This window comes from Paenibacillus sp. FSL R5-0517, from assembly GCF_037974355.1.
In the GTDB taxonomy this organism is placed as follows: Bacteria; Bacillota; Bacilli; order Paenibacillales; family Paenibacillaceae; genus Paenibacillus.
In genome coordinates, this window is the sequence record NZ_CP150235.1 from 2,813,503 (window position 1) to 2,830,249 (window position 16,747).

At 47.4% G+C, this 16,747-nt stretch carries 14 protein-coding genes; 8 read left to right on the top strand and 6 right to left on the bottom strand.

The annotated features are described in order from the left end of the window. Positions 1-198: 198 nt before the first annotated feature. From MKX40_RS12810 to MKX40_RS12835, 6 genes are all read left to right on the top strand, one after another. Positions 199-1,191, top strand: a complete 993-nt coding sequence (locus MKX40_RS12810; protein WP_339242056.1) for an iron-hydroxamate ABC transporter substrate-binding protein — start codon at positions 199-201, stop codon at positions 1,189-1,191. 166 nt (positions 1,192-1,357) lie between these two features. Next, the gene (locus MKX40_RS12815) at positions 1,358-1,978 is read left to right on the top strand and encodes a flavin reductase family protein (RefSeq protein WP_339242058.1); all 621 of its coding nucleotides are present in this window, start codon (positions 1,358-1,360) and stop codon (positions 1,976-1,978) included. A gap of 240 nt (positions 1,979-2,218) precedes the next feature. Continuing rightward, positions 2,219-3,373 (top strand): type III polyketide synthase, encoded by a 1,155-nt coding sequence (locus MKX40_RS12820; RefSeq protein ID WP_339242059.1) that lies wholly within the window; start codon positions 2,219-2,221, stop codon positions 3,371-3,373. 108 nt (positions 3,374-3,481) lie between these two features. Beyond that, positions 3,482-5,707, top strand: coding sequence for an MMPL family transporter (locus MKX40_RS12825; RefSeq protein WP_339242061.1), 2,226 nt, complete (start codon positions 3,482-3,484; stop codon positions 5,705-5,707). Between the two features lie 190 nt (positions 5,708-5,897). Continuing rightward, positions 5,898-6,917: an alpha/beta hydrolase family protein gene (locus tag MKX40_RS12830; protein ID WP_339242063.1), complete on the top strand. Its 1,020-nt coding sequence runs from the start codon at positions 5,898-5,900 to the stop codon at positions 6,915-6,917. Between the two features lie 51 nt (positions 6,918-6,968). Further along, positions 6,969-8,141: a GDSL-type esterase/lipase family protein gene (locus MKX40_RS12835; RefSeq protein ID WP_339242065.1), complete on the top strand. Its 1,173-nt coding sequence runs from the start codon at positions 6,969-6,971 to the stop codon at positions 8,139-8,141. Between the two features lie 134 nt (positions 8,142-8,275). On the opposite strand, the gene mnhG is transcribed toward MKX40_RS12835, so the two are convergent. From mnhG to MKX40_RS12865, 6 genes are read right to left on the bottom strand one after another with little or no spacing between them, the layout of a single operon-like run. Beyond that, a complete protein-coding gene (mnhG, locus tag MKX40_RS12840; protein WP_076249568.1) occupies positions 8,276-8,668 on the bottom strand; it encodes a monovalent cation/H(+) antiporter subunit G in 393 nt (130 codons plus the stop codon). Then, positions 8,652-8,936, bottom strand: coding sequence for a Na(+)/H(+) antiporter subunit F1 (locus MKX40_RS12845; protein ID WP_017688855.1), 285 nt, complete (start codon positions 8,934-8,936; stop codon positions 8,652-8,654). Before MKX40_RS12845 ends, mnhG begins: the two co-directional genes overlap by 17 nt. Beyond that, positions 8,936-9,412, bottom strand: a complete 477-nt coding sequence (locus tag MKX40_RS12850) for a Na+/H+ antiporter subunit E (RefSeq protein ID WP_339242068.1) — start codon at positions 9,410-9,412, stop codon at positions 8,936-8,938. The genes MKX40_RS12845 and MKX40_RS12850 overlap by 1 nt, the downstream gene beginning before the upstream one ends. A 6-nt stretch (positions 9,413-9,418) precedes the next feature. Further along, complete coding sequence (locus tag MKX40_RS12855; protein ID WP_339242070.1) at positions 9,419-10,897, bottom strand: Na+/H+ antiporter subunit D; 1,479 nt, start codon at positions 10,895-10,897, stop codon at positions 9,419-9,421. Beyond that, positions 10,890-11,228, bottom strand: coding sequence for a Na(+)/H(+) antiporter subunit C (locus MKX40_RS12860; RefSeq protein WP_036670645.1), 339 nt, complete (start codon positions 11,226-11,228; stop codon positions 10,890-10,892). Before MKX40_RS12860 ends, MKX40_RS12855 begins: the two co-directional genes overlap by 8 nt. Position 11,229: 1 nt before the next feature. Further along, positions 11,230-14,184, bottom strand: coding sequence for a Na+/H+ antiporter subunit A (locus tag MKX40_RS12865; RefSeq protein ID WP_339243040.1), 2,955 nt, complete (start codon positions 14,182-14,184; stop codon positions 11,230-11,232). Positions 14,185-14,481: 297 nt separating this feature from the next. Here MKX40_RS12865 and MKX40_RS12870 point away from each other — a divergent pair, with 297 nt between their 5' ends. Continuing rightward, positions 14,482-16,125 (top strand): diguanylate cyclase, encoded by a 1,644-nt coding sequence (locus MKX40_RS12870; RefSeq protein WP_339242072.1) that lies wholly within the window; start codon positions 14,482-14,484, stop codon positions 16,123-16,125. Between the two features lie 71 nt (positions 16,126-16,196). After that, positions 16,197-16,718: a hypothetical protein gene (locus MKX40_RS12875; protein WP_339242074.1), complete on the top strand. Its 522-nt coding sequence runs from the start codon at positions 16,197-16,199 to the stop codon at positions 16,716-16,718. Positions 16,719-16,747 lie beyond the last annotated feature (29 nt).

Consider the following 16,747-nt stretch of genomic DNA (forward strand, 5'->3'; position numbering starts at 1 on the left):
CCGCCAAGAAGATTTTATTTGCTTCGCTCGGACATAATCGAATTGACAATTGAACTGATAACAATTATCATTGTCAATGGAATTGGACAAATGTACATACGGGTATTATATGTATCAATAATAATATCATTGTTTTTGAACGAAGATATCTGTCCCAATACAGCCAATAAGGTTTCCATATTGAAAGGGGATAATAAAGTGTTTAAGAGAAATAAAAAGATGATCACACTTTTGATTACGGTGATGGTTATGTCCATCTGGTTAGCAGCATGTGGAGCGAAGCCGGCAGAGAACGGAGCAGCAGGAGAGAACGATACAACAACCGAGACAGAGACGCAAACAGAAGCCGCTACAGAGCGAACCATGACAGATGCAATGGGACACGAAGTGAAAATCCCGGCGAATCCGGAGCGTATTATCGCATCTTATCTAGAAGACAATCTGGTAACACTAGGTGTTAAGCCAGCAGCACAGTGGTCAGTAGCAAACGGCATTCAGGAATATTTGCAAAAAGATCTGAACGGTATTCCAACGATTGCCTTCGATCTTCCTTTTGAAGCGGTAGCAAGTTTCAACCCGGATCTGATTATTATTGGTTCTCAAAGTATGGTTGAAGGAGAAAAATACGAACAGTACAGTAAGATTGCACCTACTTATGTACTTGGCGATGAGATCAATAGCGATTGGCGTAAAACATTGCTGAAAATCGGTGAGATATTGAATAAGAGTGATGAAGCACAAAAAGCGCTGGATGATTACGAAGTTAAAGCTACAGAAATTAAGGAAAAGATCAACAACGTTACAGGTGGAACGAAATCGGCAGCGGCCATTTGGTTGGTTAGCGGCAAGTTCTTTATTGTAAGTGACAATGTATCAAGTGGAGAAGTAATGTATAAAGAACTTGGCCTTCAAGAGCCTGAAGTTGTAAAAGAAATCTCTGCCAATGCAACAGGTAACTGGTCTTCCATCTCTTTGGAGAAGCTGGCGGAAATGGATGTAGACTACTTGTTCTTTGTGAATAGTGATGAAGGTACTGGGGCGGAAGCACTGAAAGATCCAGTGTGGCAAAGCATTCCGGCTGTGAAAAATGGCAATTTGTTTGAATTCACCCGGTCCAGCAGCTGGTTGTATAGTGGAGTTCAAGCGAACCTTCAAATTATGGAAGACATTCAGAACAGCATTGTTAAATAAGAATTAGTCGATATGAAAAAGCATATTCCTACTCTCTGGTGCAATGGGCCCAGGGAGTTTTTTTGTTAATTCGGCATTTTACGTTATATAATAAATATGAGTGTGTTAACGTGTTTTGAAGTGAAATGGACACTTATTACACGAGCAGGGAAGGGGATATTTACATATGTATACATTGGATCCACGCGAAATAACGGGAAGAGACAACTATAAACTGATGAGTGGTTCGGTGGTACCACGTCCTATTGCTTTTGTGACGACACGTTCAGATGAGAATGATGTGATCAATGCAGCGCCTTTCAGTTTTTTCAATGTGGTTAGTTCGGACCCACCGCTGTTATCCATATCCGTTGCACGTAAAGACGGCAGGATGAAAGATACTGCACGTAATGTGCTTGCTCATAAAGAGTTGGTCGTGCATATATGTGATGAAGCAATCATAGCAGAAGTAAATGAGACAGCAGCTATCCTTGAACCTCATGAAAGTGAGCTTGAGCGGACGAAACTGACTACAGTACCAAGTACAAAGGTCACCGTGCCGGGAATAAAGGAAGCCCTTATTCGAATGGAGTGTGAGCTGTATCAGCACATTCCCATTACCAACGATGATGGCAAACCGATGAGTGATTTGCTACTGGTACGCATAGTACAGTATCATTTCAGCGAACAAGTCTATAATCCGGACAAGGGGTATATCCTGATGGATCATTTGAAACCAGTCAGCCGACTTGCGGGTAATGATTATGCCAAGCTTGGAGAGAGATTTACCATAATACGCCCTGAATAGGTATGAAAGATCTTATATGTAATTTGTGAAAGGGTTTAATTTTGTAGATAAAGGCGGACAACACATGCGAAACTCGCATAGGTTGTCCGCCTTTCGTTGTGATATGAACATATATGGGACAGGGAGTGAATAGACTTGTACTATAACCTGCACATTTTTATATGAACCTATTTGATATATAGGTCGTTTAACAGGCCCACTTTTGATGAGAAAGAAAAGATTATATAGGGGGTTAAGCTGATGAACCAGCTTGAGGAAACTACAGGGGCAAGTATTATGGGAATAGGAACGGCTTGGCCAGTCCACCGTATTGAGCAAAAGGATGTGTCTGCCCGTCTCGCACAGGCGCTGGAACATGAGCCGGATGCGAGACGATGGGCGAAACGGATCTTTAATCAGTGCGGTGTGGAAACTCGTTATACGTGTGAACCGAATCTGCTTGAGCCTGTTGATTCTTGCCGATACTTACCTTTCACGAGTAGGGAGGAAGTTCCGACTACATCCGAGCGCATGGGCAAATACAAAGCTGCTGCTGTTCCCCTTGGTCTGGAGGCGGCCGTACAAGCGCTTCAGGATGCGGACGTATCCTCCTCGGAAATTACACATCTCATTACGGTGAGTTGCACGGGCCAATTCCTGCCCGGACTTGATGTTCGGCTGATCCAGCAGCTTGAACTGTCACCGCAGATTAACCGGATTCCGCTGGTGTTTCAAGGATGTGCAGCGGGTCTGAAGGCGATACAACTGGCGAATTCCATTGTAACGACCGATCAGAAGGCCATGGTTCTCATCGTGTGTGTGGAGCTGTGCACGCTTCATTTTCAGCCATCTTCCAAACGGGACGACCTGTATGCTGCATCGTTCTTCGGTGATGGTGCATCTGCCTGTGTTATTGGTGCGTCCGGAACAGACCGTAATGAATGTTTTCGACTAGGGCGTGGGTACTCAACGCTGCTCCCGGATTGTGCAGAAGAAATGATCTGGGAAGTGGGCAATACAGGCTTTGACCTCTATCTGTCACCACAGATTCCAAAGCTGCTTGGTCTGCATCTTGGGCCAGAGGTTGAGCGACTTCTCGAGGGGGGGAGTTTACCTGAAATATGGGCGATCCATCCGGGAGGCAGAGGCATCGTGGATGCCGTTCAGAAGCTGTATCAGTTGACAGATGAGCAGGTCTCATACAGTCGTAACATCCTGAGGGATTATGGCAACCTGTCGTCTGTGACAATTCTCTTTGTACTTCAAGCCATCCGCGAGGATTACAGACAAAAAGAAGATTACTCGAGTGGAATAGCGCTTGCCTTTGGACCCGGACTGACCGCAGAATTACTCCCTTTTACATACATTCCTGTGCCCATGGCGAACAGAACACCTGTGAAGCAAGGCATCCATTAGTTCGCGAATCCGAGTGAAGGAGACATGCACCGCAAGTGGCTGGATGTGCGTACGATTTTACCGATGAACGTAATCGAATGACTAATCTGATCGCAGAGGAGCTTAGGTATGGCTTATCGCAGACTTGCTGCCTTCATCAGCCGATATCCACGGTTCATTATTCTCTGCTGGGTATTTATCATCGGGATGTCAGCGGTCTGGGCGTGGAGGTTGCCTGACATTGTCCAGGATCACGGATTGAGACGGGTTCACGGGGATGCGCAAGCCGTAGAGCTTGTTCTGGAGGACGAATTCGCTTCTCCTGCGAATCCGGTTATTCTGGTTTTTGAGAAAAAGGATAATACCTCGCCGTTAGCGTTCCGACAGTGGATCAGGGAGCGTCTGACACAGGTTCAAGTGTTGCCTGCGGTAAGCTCTGTCACGTTCCCGCTGGATGCTGGCGAAAGGGTGACGCTGCAAAATCACAGGGCATATGCCCTTGTGAAGATGGATGTGCCCCCACATCAGATGGGTCCTCCAATTGAGCAGTTGCGCGCCTTGCTGGCAACAGACGGTCCAGGTACGGTCCAATTGACCGGCAAGACCGTCGTACAACAGGATGTAAATCATCTGAGTTTTCGTGACCTGGAACGGGCAGAGATGGTGGGGCTGCCGATTGCCCTAATCGTTCTGTGCTTCGCTTTCAGGGGGTTATATGCCGCATTGATTGCTGTCATGATGGGCATCAGTGCTGTGATTACAGCGATGGGAGCCACAACGCTCCTTGGTTATCATCTGGAATTGTCCAACTTTATCATTAACGTTATTCCCATGGTGGGCATGGCACTCAGTATAGATTTTGCCCTGATCATCCTGAGCAGGTACAGGGAAGAAGTTCAGCGGGCCTATAAAGATGAAGGTGCAGCTAATATTCCGGGAAGAAGCCTGGTTATGCAGAGCGAGATTCTTCAAAGAACATTACGTACAGCAGGCAGAGCAGTGTTGTTCTCGGCAGCTTGCGTACTCCTCGGGCTGCTGGGTCTGCTCTGGATCAGGCTGCCAATGTTTCTGAGTGTCTCCTTGGGGGCCGTCACTGTTCTGCTTCTATCACTATTGTTAAATCTTACACTGCTGCCAGCTCTACTGTCACTGTTCGCGGATCGCGTCTTCAGGCAAAATTCAATTCATTCGTTACCTAGAGGTTCAGTGTGGCACAGATGGTCAGCAATGGTCATGAAACGTCCAGTCAGCATGGCAATTGGAGGTACGATCGTGCTGCTCCTGTGTGTCTATCCAGTGACCCGGCTGGAACTGTCTGTCCCGGATGCCTCTTCACTGCCAGCCAGAATGGAGTCCCGCCAGGCAGCAGAGCTGTTGCAGCATGATTATGGGCAAAAGAATACCTCCACCATCGAGATCGTGATTGGTGCACAGCAGGAACGGTTAACTACCTCACACTGGCAGACGGCCCACAACAAAGCACGTCAATTACTTCAGGACTCGGACGTATTGAGCATTGTTTCACCATGGGGCCTATTACAGCCTAATCAGAATGGCTCACCAAACCTGTTTACAATTCCATCGTCGTCGCCTTCCATAGAAGGCAAGGAGTCAACAAGGACGGCATGGCTGCGTTCAACGGTCTCTGATTATTCCATACGATTGGTAGCCACCGTGCATGGGGAGCCTGGATCGGAGCAGGTCGCAGATTGGCTGGAACGGATGAGGAATAGCGATCATGCACTAGGTTCCAACAATGTAAAACTGCGTTATGGTGGGGAAGCTGCCAAGCAGGTTGAAATCATGCAGGAAGTTACACATCAACTGCCTAAAGTGCTGGTATTTGTAGTCGTCACCAATTATCTTGTATTACTGGCGGCATTCCGATCTCTACTCATTCCAATCAAAGCGATTGTGATGAATCTGCTCAGCTTAGCCGCTTCATTTGGCATTTTGGTATGGGTGTTTAATGAAGGACATCTGGGCATGGAGCAATCAGACATTGCTATTATGATCCCTGTATTCATTGCAGGATTGGTGTTTGGCATATCCATGGATTATGGGGTATTTATGTTAAGTCGTATTCAGGAGGTGTACAGACGAACAGGAGACAGTGATGGAGCTGTCCAACAAGGACTGGCTTCTACCGGTCGTCTGGTCACTTCCGCAGCGGCAATTCTACTTGCGGTGACCGTGCCGTTTGCTTTTGCTGAAGTTGCAGGTGTGAGGCAATTAGGGATTGGAATCACGGCAGCGGTATTGATTGACGTTACATTGATCCGCCTAATATTGGTACCTGCGTTGATGAGATTAATGGGCAGGTGGAACTGGTGGCTGCCAGGTCAGATCAAATGAAGGGTATTTCCGTAACCTGTCTTCAGGTTGGAGATATCCTTTTTGGCTAGAAATCGTATGATTCTATTCAAAACAGGCAAACATGTTCAATTCATGGGAGACATCAATGTTCTATAATGGATGGGATTCATTCCATATGACAGTCTTCTATCTACGTTATCTTTACGAAAAACAGGAGGGACACAGGCCCATGTCGGATATTGAAGCCTATTTACAACAACAAACGAATCTCCGTGGACGTTCCGCATATCAGGCAGATCAACCCCTGGAGTTATGGCGCAGTCAGTTATGTACCCGCGTGAAAGAACGGTTGGGCGGTTTTCCAACCAGGGACGCAGCATTGAATCCTGTCTTACTGGAGCGCATCCCATGTGACGGGTATATCCGGGAGCGGGTTGAGATCACGACCTATGCGGGACTCCGTATGTCTGTGTATGTATTGATTCCAGGGGATGGAAGCACTACCGAGGTGAGAAGACCTGCTATCGTTGCTTGTCATGGGCATGGCTATGGTAGCCGGGAGATCTCTGGTATGGAACCGGATGGTTCACCACGGACTGGAGAGCCCGGATTACACAAGGACTTTGCAGTAGCGCTTGTGAAGCGTGGATATGTGGTTGCGGCTCCAGAGCTGCTCGGGTTCGGTGATCGAAGACTGGCAGAGGACCGCGATGCGCCACCAGGGGTAAGCTCCTGTACGAAGATTGCGGCGCATCTGCTCATGGTGGGGAAGACTCTCGCCGGGCACAGGGTATATGAAACAACTAGAGTACTGGATTATCTATTGACCCGACCAGAAGTGGATACGGAGCGAATTGGAAGCATGGGTATCTCGGGTGGTGGTCTGGTTACGGCATTTTCAGCCGCATTGGATGAACGCTTCCATGCAGCTGTAGTAAGTGGCTATGCAAGTACATTCCAGGGCAGCATACTGGATCGCAACCATTGTCTGGACAATTATGTGCCAGGTATCCTTCGTGAAGCGGAGTTGCCCGATCTCATCGGCTTGATTGTACCTAGACCACTCTTTATTGAAGCTGGAAGTTATGATCGGGTATTTCCGCTCGATGCAGCAAGAGAAGCCTATAAGCGATTGACATACATCTATGAACAAGCGGGGGCATCAGAAGCACTGGATGCGGATTTCTTTACAGGTGGACATGAGATTAGCGGAGCGAAGGCCTATGACTGGCTTGATCGAGTTCTGTGAAGTTGTGGATCATGCACCAACCTAATATGGATTCGAGAGGAGAATTCAGTGATGAAATGGTCAACATTAGTAAAGTTTCTGCTCTGTTTTATTCTGTTTGCAAGTACGTTGAGCATCGGTCTGGGAAGCAGTGGAGGGCAAGTTGCCAAGGCAGCAACGGACAATTACAGATTTGATTTTGGTTCGGGTCCGGTTGAGAGCGGTTACACAGGCGTGTCCGCAGGAGATGCCTACACGGCTACCAAAGGGTATGGGTTCAATACACCAGCCAATATGCGAAATGTGTCTGCTTCTGGAAGCGGAGTAATGAGTGACGCCGTACAGTTTCTGACGTTTGGCACGAAGAGCAACAACACCTTCAATGTGAACCTGTCCAATGGCCTATATGAGGTCAAAGTGGTTCTGGGCAATACAGCCAGAGCAAGTGTGGCGGCAGAAGGGGTGTACCAGATCATCAACATGACGGGCAACGGGGCGACGGATCAATTTCAAATTCCGATAACTGATGGGCAACTCAATCTGCTCATTACGGAAGGAAAAGCAGGTACTGCATTTACACTCAGCGCACTCGAGATTCGGAAGATATCCAATCAGACCGTAACCAACCGCACGATCTATATCGGTGGTGACTCAACAGTTTGTAATTACTATCCGCTTGGCAGCAGTGTTCAAGGAGGGTGGGGACAGCTGTTACCGTCTTATGTGAACAACGCTACGTTCCAGGTTCGTAATATGGCATCAAGTGGTCAGTTTGCGAGAGGATTCCGCGACGATGGTCAGATGGAGGCGATTCTGAAGTATATCAAGCCGGGAGATTATTTTATTTTGCAATTCGGGATTAACGATACCAATGCCAAGAACAATACAACGGAGGCGCAGTTTAAAGAGATTATGCGGGATATGGTGCGTCAGGCGAAGAACAAAGGAGCAACGGTTATCCTCTCCACGCCACAAGGCCGGGCAACAGACTTTAATACAGCCAATGTACATCAAGCGGAGAACCGCTGGTATAATCAATCGACTCGTGCACTGGCTCAGGAAGAGGGGGTCACACTGGTTGAACTGAATAAGTTGAGTTCTGCTTATTTCACGTCCATTGGTCCGGCGGCAACACTCGCTCTGTATATGACGGGGGATAGTCTGCATCCGAATCGTCAAGGTGCTGCCCAGCTTGCACGCATTGTGGCTGCGGATCTGAAAAGACAGGGATTGAGTGGATTCTAACGATGAATATTATCTGCCTGCATGATCCGGATATGATATGAACTGCGTATGATAAATTAAAAAATACCCCCGGGAACAGCCCGCGAAAAGGGCGGGTGATCCTTGGGGGTATTCGCTATGTCTGAGATGGAGGATCACTCCATCATGTCTTTGGCTTCATGGTTCACCTTTTTACCTTTTAACAAGGGTTCCAGTTCATCTTGTACACTCTGCTCCCACAGTGGTACATCTGTGCGATAGGCGGCCCGTCCGTTCAGATGTCCGGCGACCGGAGCCGTGATGAATACAAACAGGATACCTAACAACAAACGGGCACTGATATAGTTATCGAAGTACCAGAAGTAGAAAAACGTAGCGCTTAGTACACAGAACACGCCAAGCGTCATACTTTTGGTTGCGGCATGGGCTCGCAGATATACATCGGGCAGACGAATAAGTCCGAACGCACTGAGGGCGCTAAGCAATGCACCAAGCAGTACGAGTAAACCTATGGCTGTTTCAGCGGTTACCTTAACGATCTCCATCATTTTTGAATACCGCCCCCCGTTCAATATAACGTGCAAATGCCACTGTACTTAGAAAAGCCAGAATACCAATCAGCAAGATGATATCCAGATATGCCTGAGTTTGCAGCATCATCGAAAGAACGGCGACGATGGCAATTACATTGATACCGATGGTGTCCAATGCTGTGATCCGATCAGCCATGGATGGTCCCCGAAGCACCCTATACAAGCACCCTAGTATGGCTAAGGAGAGAATGAGCAATGAGATGAACAACAGTGAGGATAACATTAACGCGTCACCTCCATAATTGCTTTTTCGAATGTGTTTTGAATATTATCTCTCATTTTCTGTTCATCCTTGATATCTAGCGCGTGGATAAACAGTTTGCGTTGGTTACCCGAGATCTCAAGTGGCAGAGAACCCGGTGTTAATGAAATAAGTAGGCAGAGCAGGGTGACCTCCCAATCCGAGGACAATTGAGTTTTATACGTAAAAATACCGGGCCTTATGTCGAGCTTGGGCTTGATAATCTGGCGTATAACCTCAATGCTGGCTCGCACCAGTTCCTTGAACAGTAATGTAATCAGTTTGCAGATGGCCCAGACTCGAACAATATAGAAGCGCTGGGGGAAGAATCTCCGCATCCCCCCGATGAGAAGTAGTCCGAGCAGGTAACCTATGAGAAAACCAACACCATTCCAGGCGTTGTTCAAAAACATCCATACAAAGGCAATGATAAGATTAAGTACAATCTGAAAGGCCATAGACATCTACTCCTTCAATACGGCATCAATATAAATATTGGGATGCAGTAGAATATCGCCTGCGCGGGAGGTCAATTGGAACATGCCTTCAGCCCCCACACCCATTACGATGATGAATACAAACAGAATTCCGGCAGGAATCAGCAGGCCGTTCACCGCGTATGGCCGTCTTGCAACACCGGCAGGCGGTTCGCCCCAGAACGCTTGTATGAAGATGCGCAGTACCGAATATAACATTAACAAGCTGGAGAGCACCGCAATACCGGTCAGACCATACAAGCCTGCCTGCAAGCCACCTTCGAAGAGAAGCAACTTCCCCGGAAAACCACTGAATGGAGGCAAGCCTGCCAAGGCAAGTGCGCTAATGAAGAACATCCAGCCGAGCAGCGGATAGCGATGGATCAGCCCGCCCATGTTGTCCAGTTTGGATGTTCCGGCAACTGCGATCAACGCACCGCCGAGCAGGAAGAGCAATGTTTTGATTAACATGTCATGAAGCATGTAGAAGAGCAGACCTTCCAGCGCTGGACGACTGGCTGAAGCCATACCAAAAGCGACAAAACCTACACCTGCAACCACGTTGTAGATGAGAATTTTGTTCACATCGCGGTACGAGATTGCACCGATAACACCAAGAACCATCGTAGCACCAGCCATCCATCCGATCAGGGCATGGAAGAAATCAGGATCATGATAGAAGATCAGTGTGAATGTTCGCACAATGGCGTACAAGCCAACCTTGGTAAGCAATCCTGCGAACAATGCAGTGACGACAGCAGGTGGTGCCGCATAAGAGCCCGACAGCCAGAAGAACAGGAACAGTCCGGCCTTGATGCTGAATACAATCAGGAAGAGAACAGCAATTAAGGTGATGACACCGCTCTGTCCCACTTCAGCAATTTTTACGGACAAGTCTGCCATGTTCAGTGTGCCAGTAATGGAGTAAAGGAAGCCAATGGAAGCGACAAACAGGGCTGACGAAACGATGTTAATCAAGACATATTTGATCGTTTCACGAAGCTGCCTTTCCGTACTACCCAATACAATCAGTGCATAGGAAGAGATCAGCATCAGCTCAAAGCAAACAAACAAATTGAACAAATCTCCGGTTAGGAATGAACCGTTAACTCCCGCGATCAGAAAATGAAAGAACGGATAGAAGTGATGTTCTTCTCTCTCCTTGTTTACACTGCGGAATGCATACAGCAGACAAGCCAGCGCAATGATGGAAGCAGCAACCACAAGCAACGCAGACACCATATCAGCAACTAGCACAATACCATAGGGAGGTGCCCATCCGCCCATATTAAGCGTGAGCACTCCAGTTTGAGTTACACGAGTAATAAGTATCGTTGAGACCGCTGCTGTAAACAAAAGCCCGATGACACTAATGATCCGCTGGATATTTGTTTTTCGGAAAAAGAGCAAAGCCAGAACACCTGTGATTAAAGGCAACAGAATCGGCAGAACGACGAGATTATTCATATGGGCGCCCCCTTACTTCTTCCATATCGTCTGTTTTTAATTTCAGATAAGAACGATAAGAAAGAACAAAGAAGAACGCAGTGAGTCCAAAATTAATTACAATAGAAGTTAGTATTAACGCCTGAGGAAGAGGGTCGACATAGCGCTCGGCCATCTCCCCAAGCAGGGGTGGTGCCCCGGTTTTGAGACGTGACATGGTGATCAAGAGCAGATGTACACCATGGGTTAGTATGGACATGCCAAGTACGATACGGAGTAGGCTCCGCGACAAGATTAAAAAGACAGCAACCGCAAACAGAATGCCAACGGCTACACACATCAATATTTCCATATCAGCGATCCTCCCCGATCTGTAGAATGATGGTCATGGTGACACCCAGGACAGCGAGATACACGCCAAGATCAAACAGCATGGCCGTGGCGAGTTCTGTCTCTCCTAGCAAAGGGAGTTCGAAATAACCGAAGGTTTGGCTTAGGAACGGAACTCCGAATATAAATGAACCTGCACCTGTCAGTAACGCGATACCCAATCCGATTCCTGTTAGAACACGGAAGTCAACGGGTAACGCTTTGCGTATCGTATCCGTACTGAATGCCAGGGCAATCAATACGAGCGCTGCCGCTGTAACCAAGCCACCGATAAAACCTCCACCCGGATTGTGATGTCCTGCGAAGAACAGGTGCATGGCAAACGTCAGAATGATGAACACAACGACCTTGGTGGTCGTTTGCAGCAATACATCATTACTCTGCAAAGGTACAGTATCCCACGAGGATGAGCTCCGTTCACGGTTACCATACTTTTTCGTATTATCCGCTTCATCATCCAGAGCAGGTTCAGACTCCTGACTTTCGTCCTTCTTACGGAACTTCAAGCGGGCTCCGAGATCTTTGGCTTCGAGGTTCAGATTAATCATGGAGTAGATGGATAATGAAGCAACGCCGAGCACCATAATCTCCAGTAACGTATCGAATCCACGGAAATCAACCAATAACACGTTCACGACATTTTTACCACCAGCAGAGTCATACGCTTCTTGCAGGAAGAAGGTAGAAATGCTGTCCAGTGATGCTGTTCCGCTTGCAGCTAGAGCAACAAAGGTCATCACAACGCCGACTGCAATCGCTACGATCATATTTACCGTGAGATAACTACGGCTTGATTTGCCACGTTTCAATTCAGGCAGATGGTAGAAGCAGAGCAGGAACAATGCAACGGATACCGTCTCGACAATCATCTGTGTCAAGGCCAGATCCGGCGCCCGAAAGAGCACAAACAGCAGGGTTACGATGTAACCAACCGCACCGGTCATAATGACTGCCGACAGTCTGTTTTTGGCAAAAGGAATCGAAACCGCCGCACCGATGAGTGTGACCAGCAGAACGACCTCATAAAATGAGAAAGGTGCATTGCCCTGCAGATTCCAGGTAATATTTTCACCTGAACGGAAGAAGGCATAAACTAACAAGGCAACCGTGAATGAGAAAATGTAAACCAAATAATTACGAACCGAGCCATTCATATAGGCTTCCGTCCATTTGCGTGCATAATGCTGAAGATTATCCAGTACAACATGGTACATATTGTTAATGGTTAATCCTTGCGGATAATGCTCATAAATATTCCTCCATCGTGGCAACAGCTTGTAGAGAGTGATTCCGAGAATCACAACTCCGATCGTCATAATCAGTTCCGGAGTCCATCCATGCCACAGGGAAAAATGTACATCGAAGCGTTCAGTTCCATCTAAGAGGGATGGAAGTACGGCTGCCATGGCCGGTTCAATCAGTGATCCGGCCAGCAGATTCGGGAAGAGTCCGAATACAACGACAAGAACACCTAGAACAACGGGCGGAATGAGCATACCAACGGGCGCTTCGTGCAGCTTCTCGGCAGGGATCTCGCTTTGGCTACGACCGAGGAATGTTTTGAACACGATAATCAGCGCATAGATCAGGGTAAACACACTTGCAAGCCAAGCCAATACCGGCAATAGAATACTCCAGGAACCAAGTCCAAAGATTCGCAGATGCGTGACTTCGACCATCGCCTGGAAGAATAACTCCTTGCTCAGGAATCCGTTGAATGGCGGTATACCCGCCATAGCAAGTGATCCGATCAATGCTACGGTGAATGTAATTGGCATGAATGAAGCAAGTCCACCGAGCTTTCGGATGTCACGTGTACCCGTTTCATGATCAACAATGCCTACGACCATGAACAGAGCGGCCTTGAAGGTCGCGTGATTAAACAGGTGAAGCAGCGCAGCGGTTATTGCCACGGTGTACATCGCAGAGGATTCGCCATATCCGAAGAAGAGAGCAGCAGATCCCACCCCTAAGAGGGACATGATCAGACCAAGTTGAGAGATGGTTGAATAGGCGAGAATCGCTTTGAGATCGTTTTTTTTCACCGCCAGGAATGATCCATAACACAAAGTCAGGAGACCAACGCCGGTAACAAGCCAGAACCAGAGCCCCTGTCCACCGAAGATCGGTGTAAACCGGGCCACAACATACAGTCCTGCCTTGACCATCGTGGCGGAATGCAGATAGGCGCTGACAGGTGTCGGAGCTTCCATGGCATCCGGCAACCAGATATGGAACGGGAATTGGGCTGACTTGGTGAAAGCACCAATTAAGATCAAGACAAGTGCGGGGAGGAATAGTGCGCTTTCCTGAAACTGACCCAATCCTGCAATGGTTGCACGAATACTGAACGTTCCGGTAATGAGATACATCATCATGAATCCGGTAAGCATGGCGAAACCGCCAAATACCGTAATCAGGAAAGATTTTTGTGCTCCTGAAGTGGAAGCTTTGCGTTTGTAATGAAATGCAATCAACAGGAAAGACGTAATACTGGTCAATTCCCAGAACCCGTAGAGCACGATCATATTATCAGACAGCACCACGCCCAACATGGCTCCCATGAACATCAACAGATAAAGGTAGAAGCGGTTTAGCGCCTCTTTCATATCCATGTAGAAGATGGAGTAGAGAACAACGAGGACACCGATTCCGGTGATTAGCAGTGTCAGCATGAGGCTCAGACCGTCCAGATAGAGGTTAAATCCAATGTCCAGTGAAGGAATCCATGGAATATTTCCGGATACAGTATCGCGCTGTGACACAGCGGGTATGAGACTCGCAAAGTATACAAATAATAGTGCCGGGACGATGAGGACCGGCCATCCCAAATGAATTTTACGGAAGAAACGATGCAGCATGGCAAGGAGAATGCCAGCGGCAAAAGGCAGAATAACAGCAACATGAAGCAGGCTCAACATTACACCCCCAATGTTTAGTATTTCGACTACTCTCTCTGTGACATACAGGCGCATAATCCTCAAAGGGATATGCTTGCTCTCTATATTCATAACCCAAGTATGTATATACAGAATCGTGTCTATTCTTTGAATGGAAGAAACACGGTGAAGATTTCCGTAATTATTGTATGGGCTTGTATAATAAAAAAACACACAAGTTCCGATAAATATGAAAACGATTAGGTGACATCCCGTGTACCCTTTGCAGCATACTAATGTTGAAAAGCAAGATGGTTTCACCGTGTAATGGAGGAAATGATGTCATTCAAGATTAGAACTGTGCTTACTGTCATCTTCGCTGTGTTATCCCTGCTGGTTACCTTGACGATTGGATCTGTTTTTAGCAAAAAATCATTCGTTGCTGTGGAGACCGAGATTGGTCATTCACTTACAGGTACGGCCTCACAAGCTTCGGACAAACTGGATCGGTTTATGTCCGCGCGCGCCGGTGAACTGGATCTTCTGGGCAAAATGGCTTCGCTAGAAGATGGGTTTCAGCCTGATGAGATTCAGATGTTGCTGGATCAGCTACAAGATAGCTTTCCCTCATTCTCATGGGTTGGATTCATGAACCCGAAGGGAAAAGTGCTAGCCGCGACAGATGGTATATTGCTTGGAGAAAATTTATCAGAGCGACCTGTGTATCAGGAGGGGATCAAGGGTAAATTCATTGGAGATGTGCATAACGCAGTACTTCTTGCCAAGCTGTTACCAAATCCAACGGGAGAGCCGTTGCAATTTGTCGATATCAGTTTTCCACTGAAGGATAACAAAGGACATATTAGGGGTGTGCTCGCTGCACATTTAAGCTGGGCATGGGCGAAGGAAGTCGAAGAATCCGTGCTTTCCCCATTGAAAAGAGAAGAAAAGGACATTGAGTTCTTTATCGTAAGCAAAAAGGAACATACAGTGTTGCTGGGGCCAAAGGAATGGATTGGTAAACCTTTGGCATTGCCTGGCGTCGAAGAGGCCCAGCGCAACCAAAGCAGTTGGTCCATTGAAGAGTGGCCTGATGGTAAGGAATATGTAACAGGGTTTGCCTACAGCCAGGGTCATCTGGATTATCCCGGATTAGGCTGGACTGTGGTTATTCGTCAAGTCAAGTCGACAGCGTTTGCATCTGTTTTTGACCTGATGCGGTTTAATGTGTGGGCTGGTCTTGCGGTTACTGCGCTGTTTGCACTGATTGGCTGGTTTGTCTCACGTCTGATCTCTGCCCCGCTTGTACGTCTCACTAGAGTGGCCAATCGACTCCGGGCAGGTGAAGAGATTGAGATTCCTGAAAATAAGGGGATTAAGGAGATTGAAGTGTTGTCCCGCTCGCTTCGCGATATGCTGACCTCTCTGATGAATAAAGACTCAGAGCTGGTTGTAATGCAGAATCTGGCACATTTTGATCAGTTAACAAGTCTGCCGAATCGTACTGCCCTTGAAGTGTATCTGGAGGAGTCTCTGGAGACCGAAAGTGAAAATCACACGCTGACTTTTCTCTATCTGGATCTGGATGGATTCAAACGAGTCAACGATACACTTGGACATCAGGTTGGAGATGTTCTTTTACAAAAAGTGGCCCAACGTCTGTCCTCTCTTGGTCAGGAGAAGGGCATAACGGTTCGATTGGGCGGAGATGAATTCCTCATTGTACTTCAGTCGGTCGGAAGTCATCCGAGGGAAGAAGCCTGCGCTTATGCAGAAGCCATCATTCAAAGTCTGAACAAGCCGTTTATTATTGAATACGAGCGAATTCGAATTGGATGTAGCATCGGAGGGGCTGAATATCCAACCAACAGCAACAACCCATCTGAGATTATCCGAATGGCGGATGAAGCATTGTATGAGTCCAAACGTGCAGGCAAGAACAGAATGACATTTTATTCCGAGTTGAAGCAGAATCAATAGCGTATAATAACAGGAGCTGGGTTATCCCAATCACCTTACTGCGGATCATCATATAGACAAGGAGGGGTGAAATGTCTGGTAAATATACATCGGTACCTTACGGTTATGAGCCACCTGCGGCCAGCCATAAAGGGACACTGACTTTTTATGACTCGTTTGAACGTGTGACTGATGAGCAACTCGAACGTGCCGTTGCAACGATGGATACTCGTTCATTCTTACAGCTCGTGCTGTATCCTTTACACGAGAGTACATTTAAGCGAATGAGCAAGGATACAATCCAGGCATATTACAAAAGAGAAGACCGTCTGCATGATTGGCGGCGGGAGCATCCCAATTCACGTATACGTGTGGAGGGGCTTGAGGGCAAGAGAAAGAAATATACGCCTGTGGATAGTGCACTGCGACATATCACTGCGGAATATCCCGCTCCTCATTTTTTGTATATGACAACTGAGATGGCAAATATGTTTGCTTCGTTTGACTCTTTCAAGGATTGGATCAAAGAGCTGCGTCTCATCATTGATGGATCATCCGGTGATCTTCATCCCAGGCTGGAGCAAAATCGTCACCGCTGGGAATGGGCGGAATGAGCACATTAAACGTATGAAGAGAATCAGCC

What these genes read in the sequence shown, in the direction of transcription:
- MKX40_RS12825 (WP_339242061.1), top strand. Translation starts at nt 3,482, where the DNA reads ATGGCTTATCGCAGACTTGCTGCCTTCATCAGCCGATATCCACGGTTC.
- MKX40_RS12875 (WP_339242074.1), top strand. Translation starts at nt 16,197, where the DNA reads ATGTCTGGTAAATATACATCGGTACCTTACGGTTATGAGCCACCTGCG.
- MKX40_RS12815 (WP_339242058.1), top strand. Translation starts at nt 1,358, where the DNA reads ATGTATACATTGGATCCACGCGAAATAACGGGAAGAGACAACTATAAA.
- MKX40_RS12850 (WP_339242068.1), bottom strand. Translation starts at nt 9,412, where the DNA reads ATGGCCTTTCAGATTGTACTTAATCTTATCATTGCCTTTGTATGGATG.
- MKX40_RS12830 (WP_339242063.1), top strand. Translation starts at nt 5,898, where the DNA reads ATGTCGGATATTGAAGCCTATTTACAACAACAAACGAATCTCCGTGGA.
- MKX40_RS12855 (WP_339242070.1), bottom strand. Translation starts at nt 10,897, where the DNA reads ATGAATAATCTCGTCGTTCTGCCGATTCTGTTGCCTTTAATCACAGGT.
- MKX40_RS12835 (WP_339242065.1), top strand. Translation starts at nt 6,969, where the DNA reads ATGAAATGGTCAACATTAGTAAAGTTTCTGCTCTGTTTTATTCTGTTT.
- mnhG (WP_076249568.1), bottom strand. Translation starts at nt 8,668, where the DNA reads ATGATGGAGATCGTTAAGGTAACCGCTGAAACAGCCATAGGTTTACTC.
- MKX40_RS12845 (WP_017688855.1), bottom strand. Translation starts at nt 8,936, where the DNA reads ATGTTATCCTCACTGTTGTTCATCTCATTGCTCATTCTCTCCTTAGCC.
- MKX40_RS12820 (WP_339242059.1), top strand. Translation starts at nt 2,219, where the DNA reads ATGAACCAGCTTGAGGAAACTACAGGGGCAAGTATTATGGGAATAGGA.
- MKX40_RS12860 (WP_036670645.1), bottom strand. Translation starts at nt 11,228, where the DNA reads ATGGAAATATTGATGTGTGTAGCCGTTGGCATTCTGTTTGCGGTTGCT.
- MKX40_RS12870 (WP_339242072.1), top strand. Translation starts at nt 14,482, where the DNA reads ATGATGTCATTCAAGATTAGAACTGTGCTTACTGTCATCTTCGCTGTG.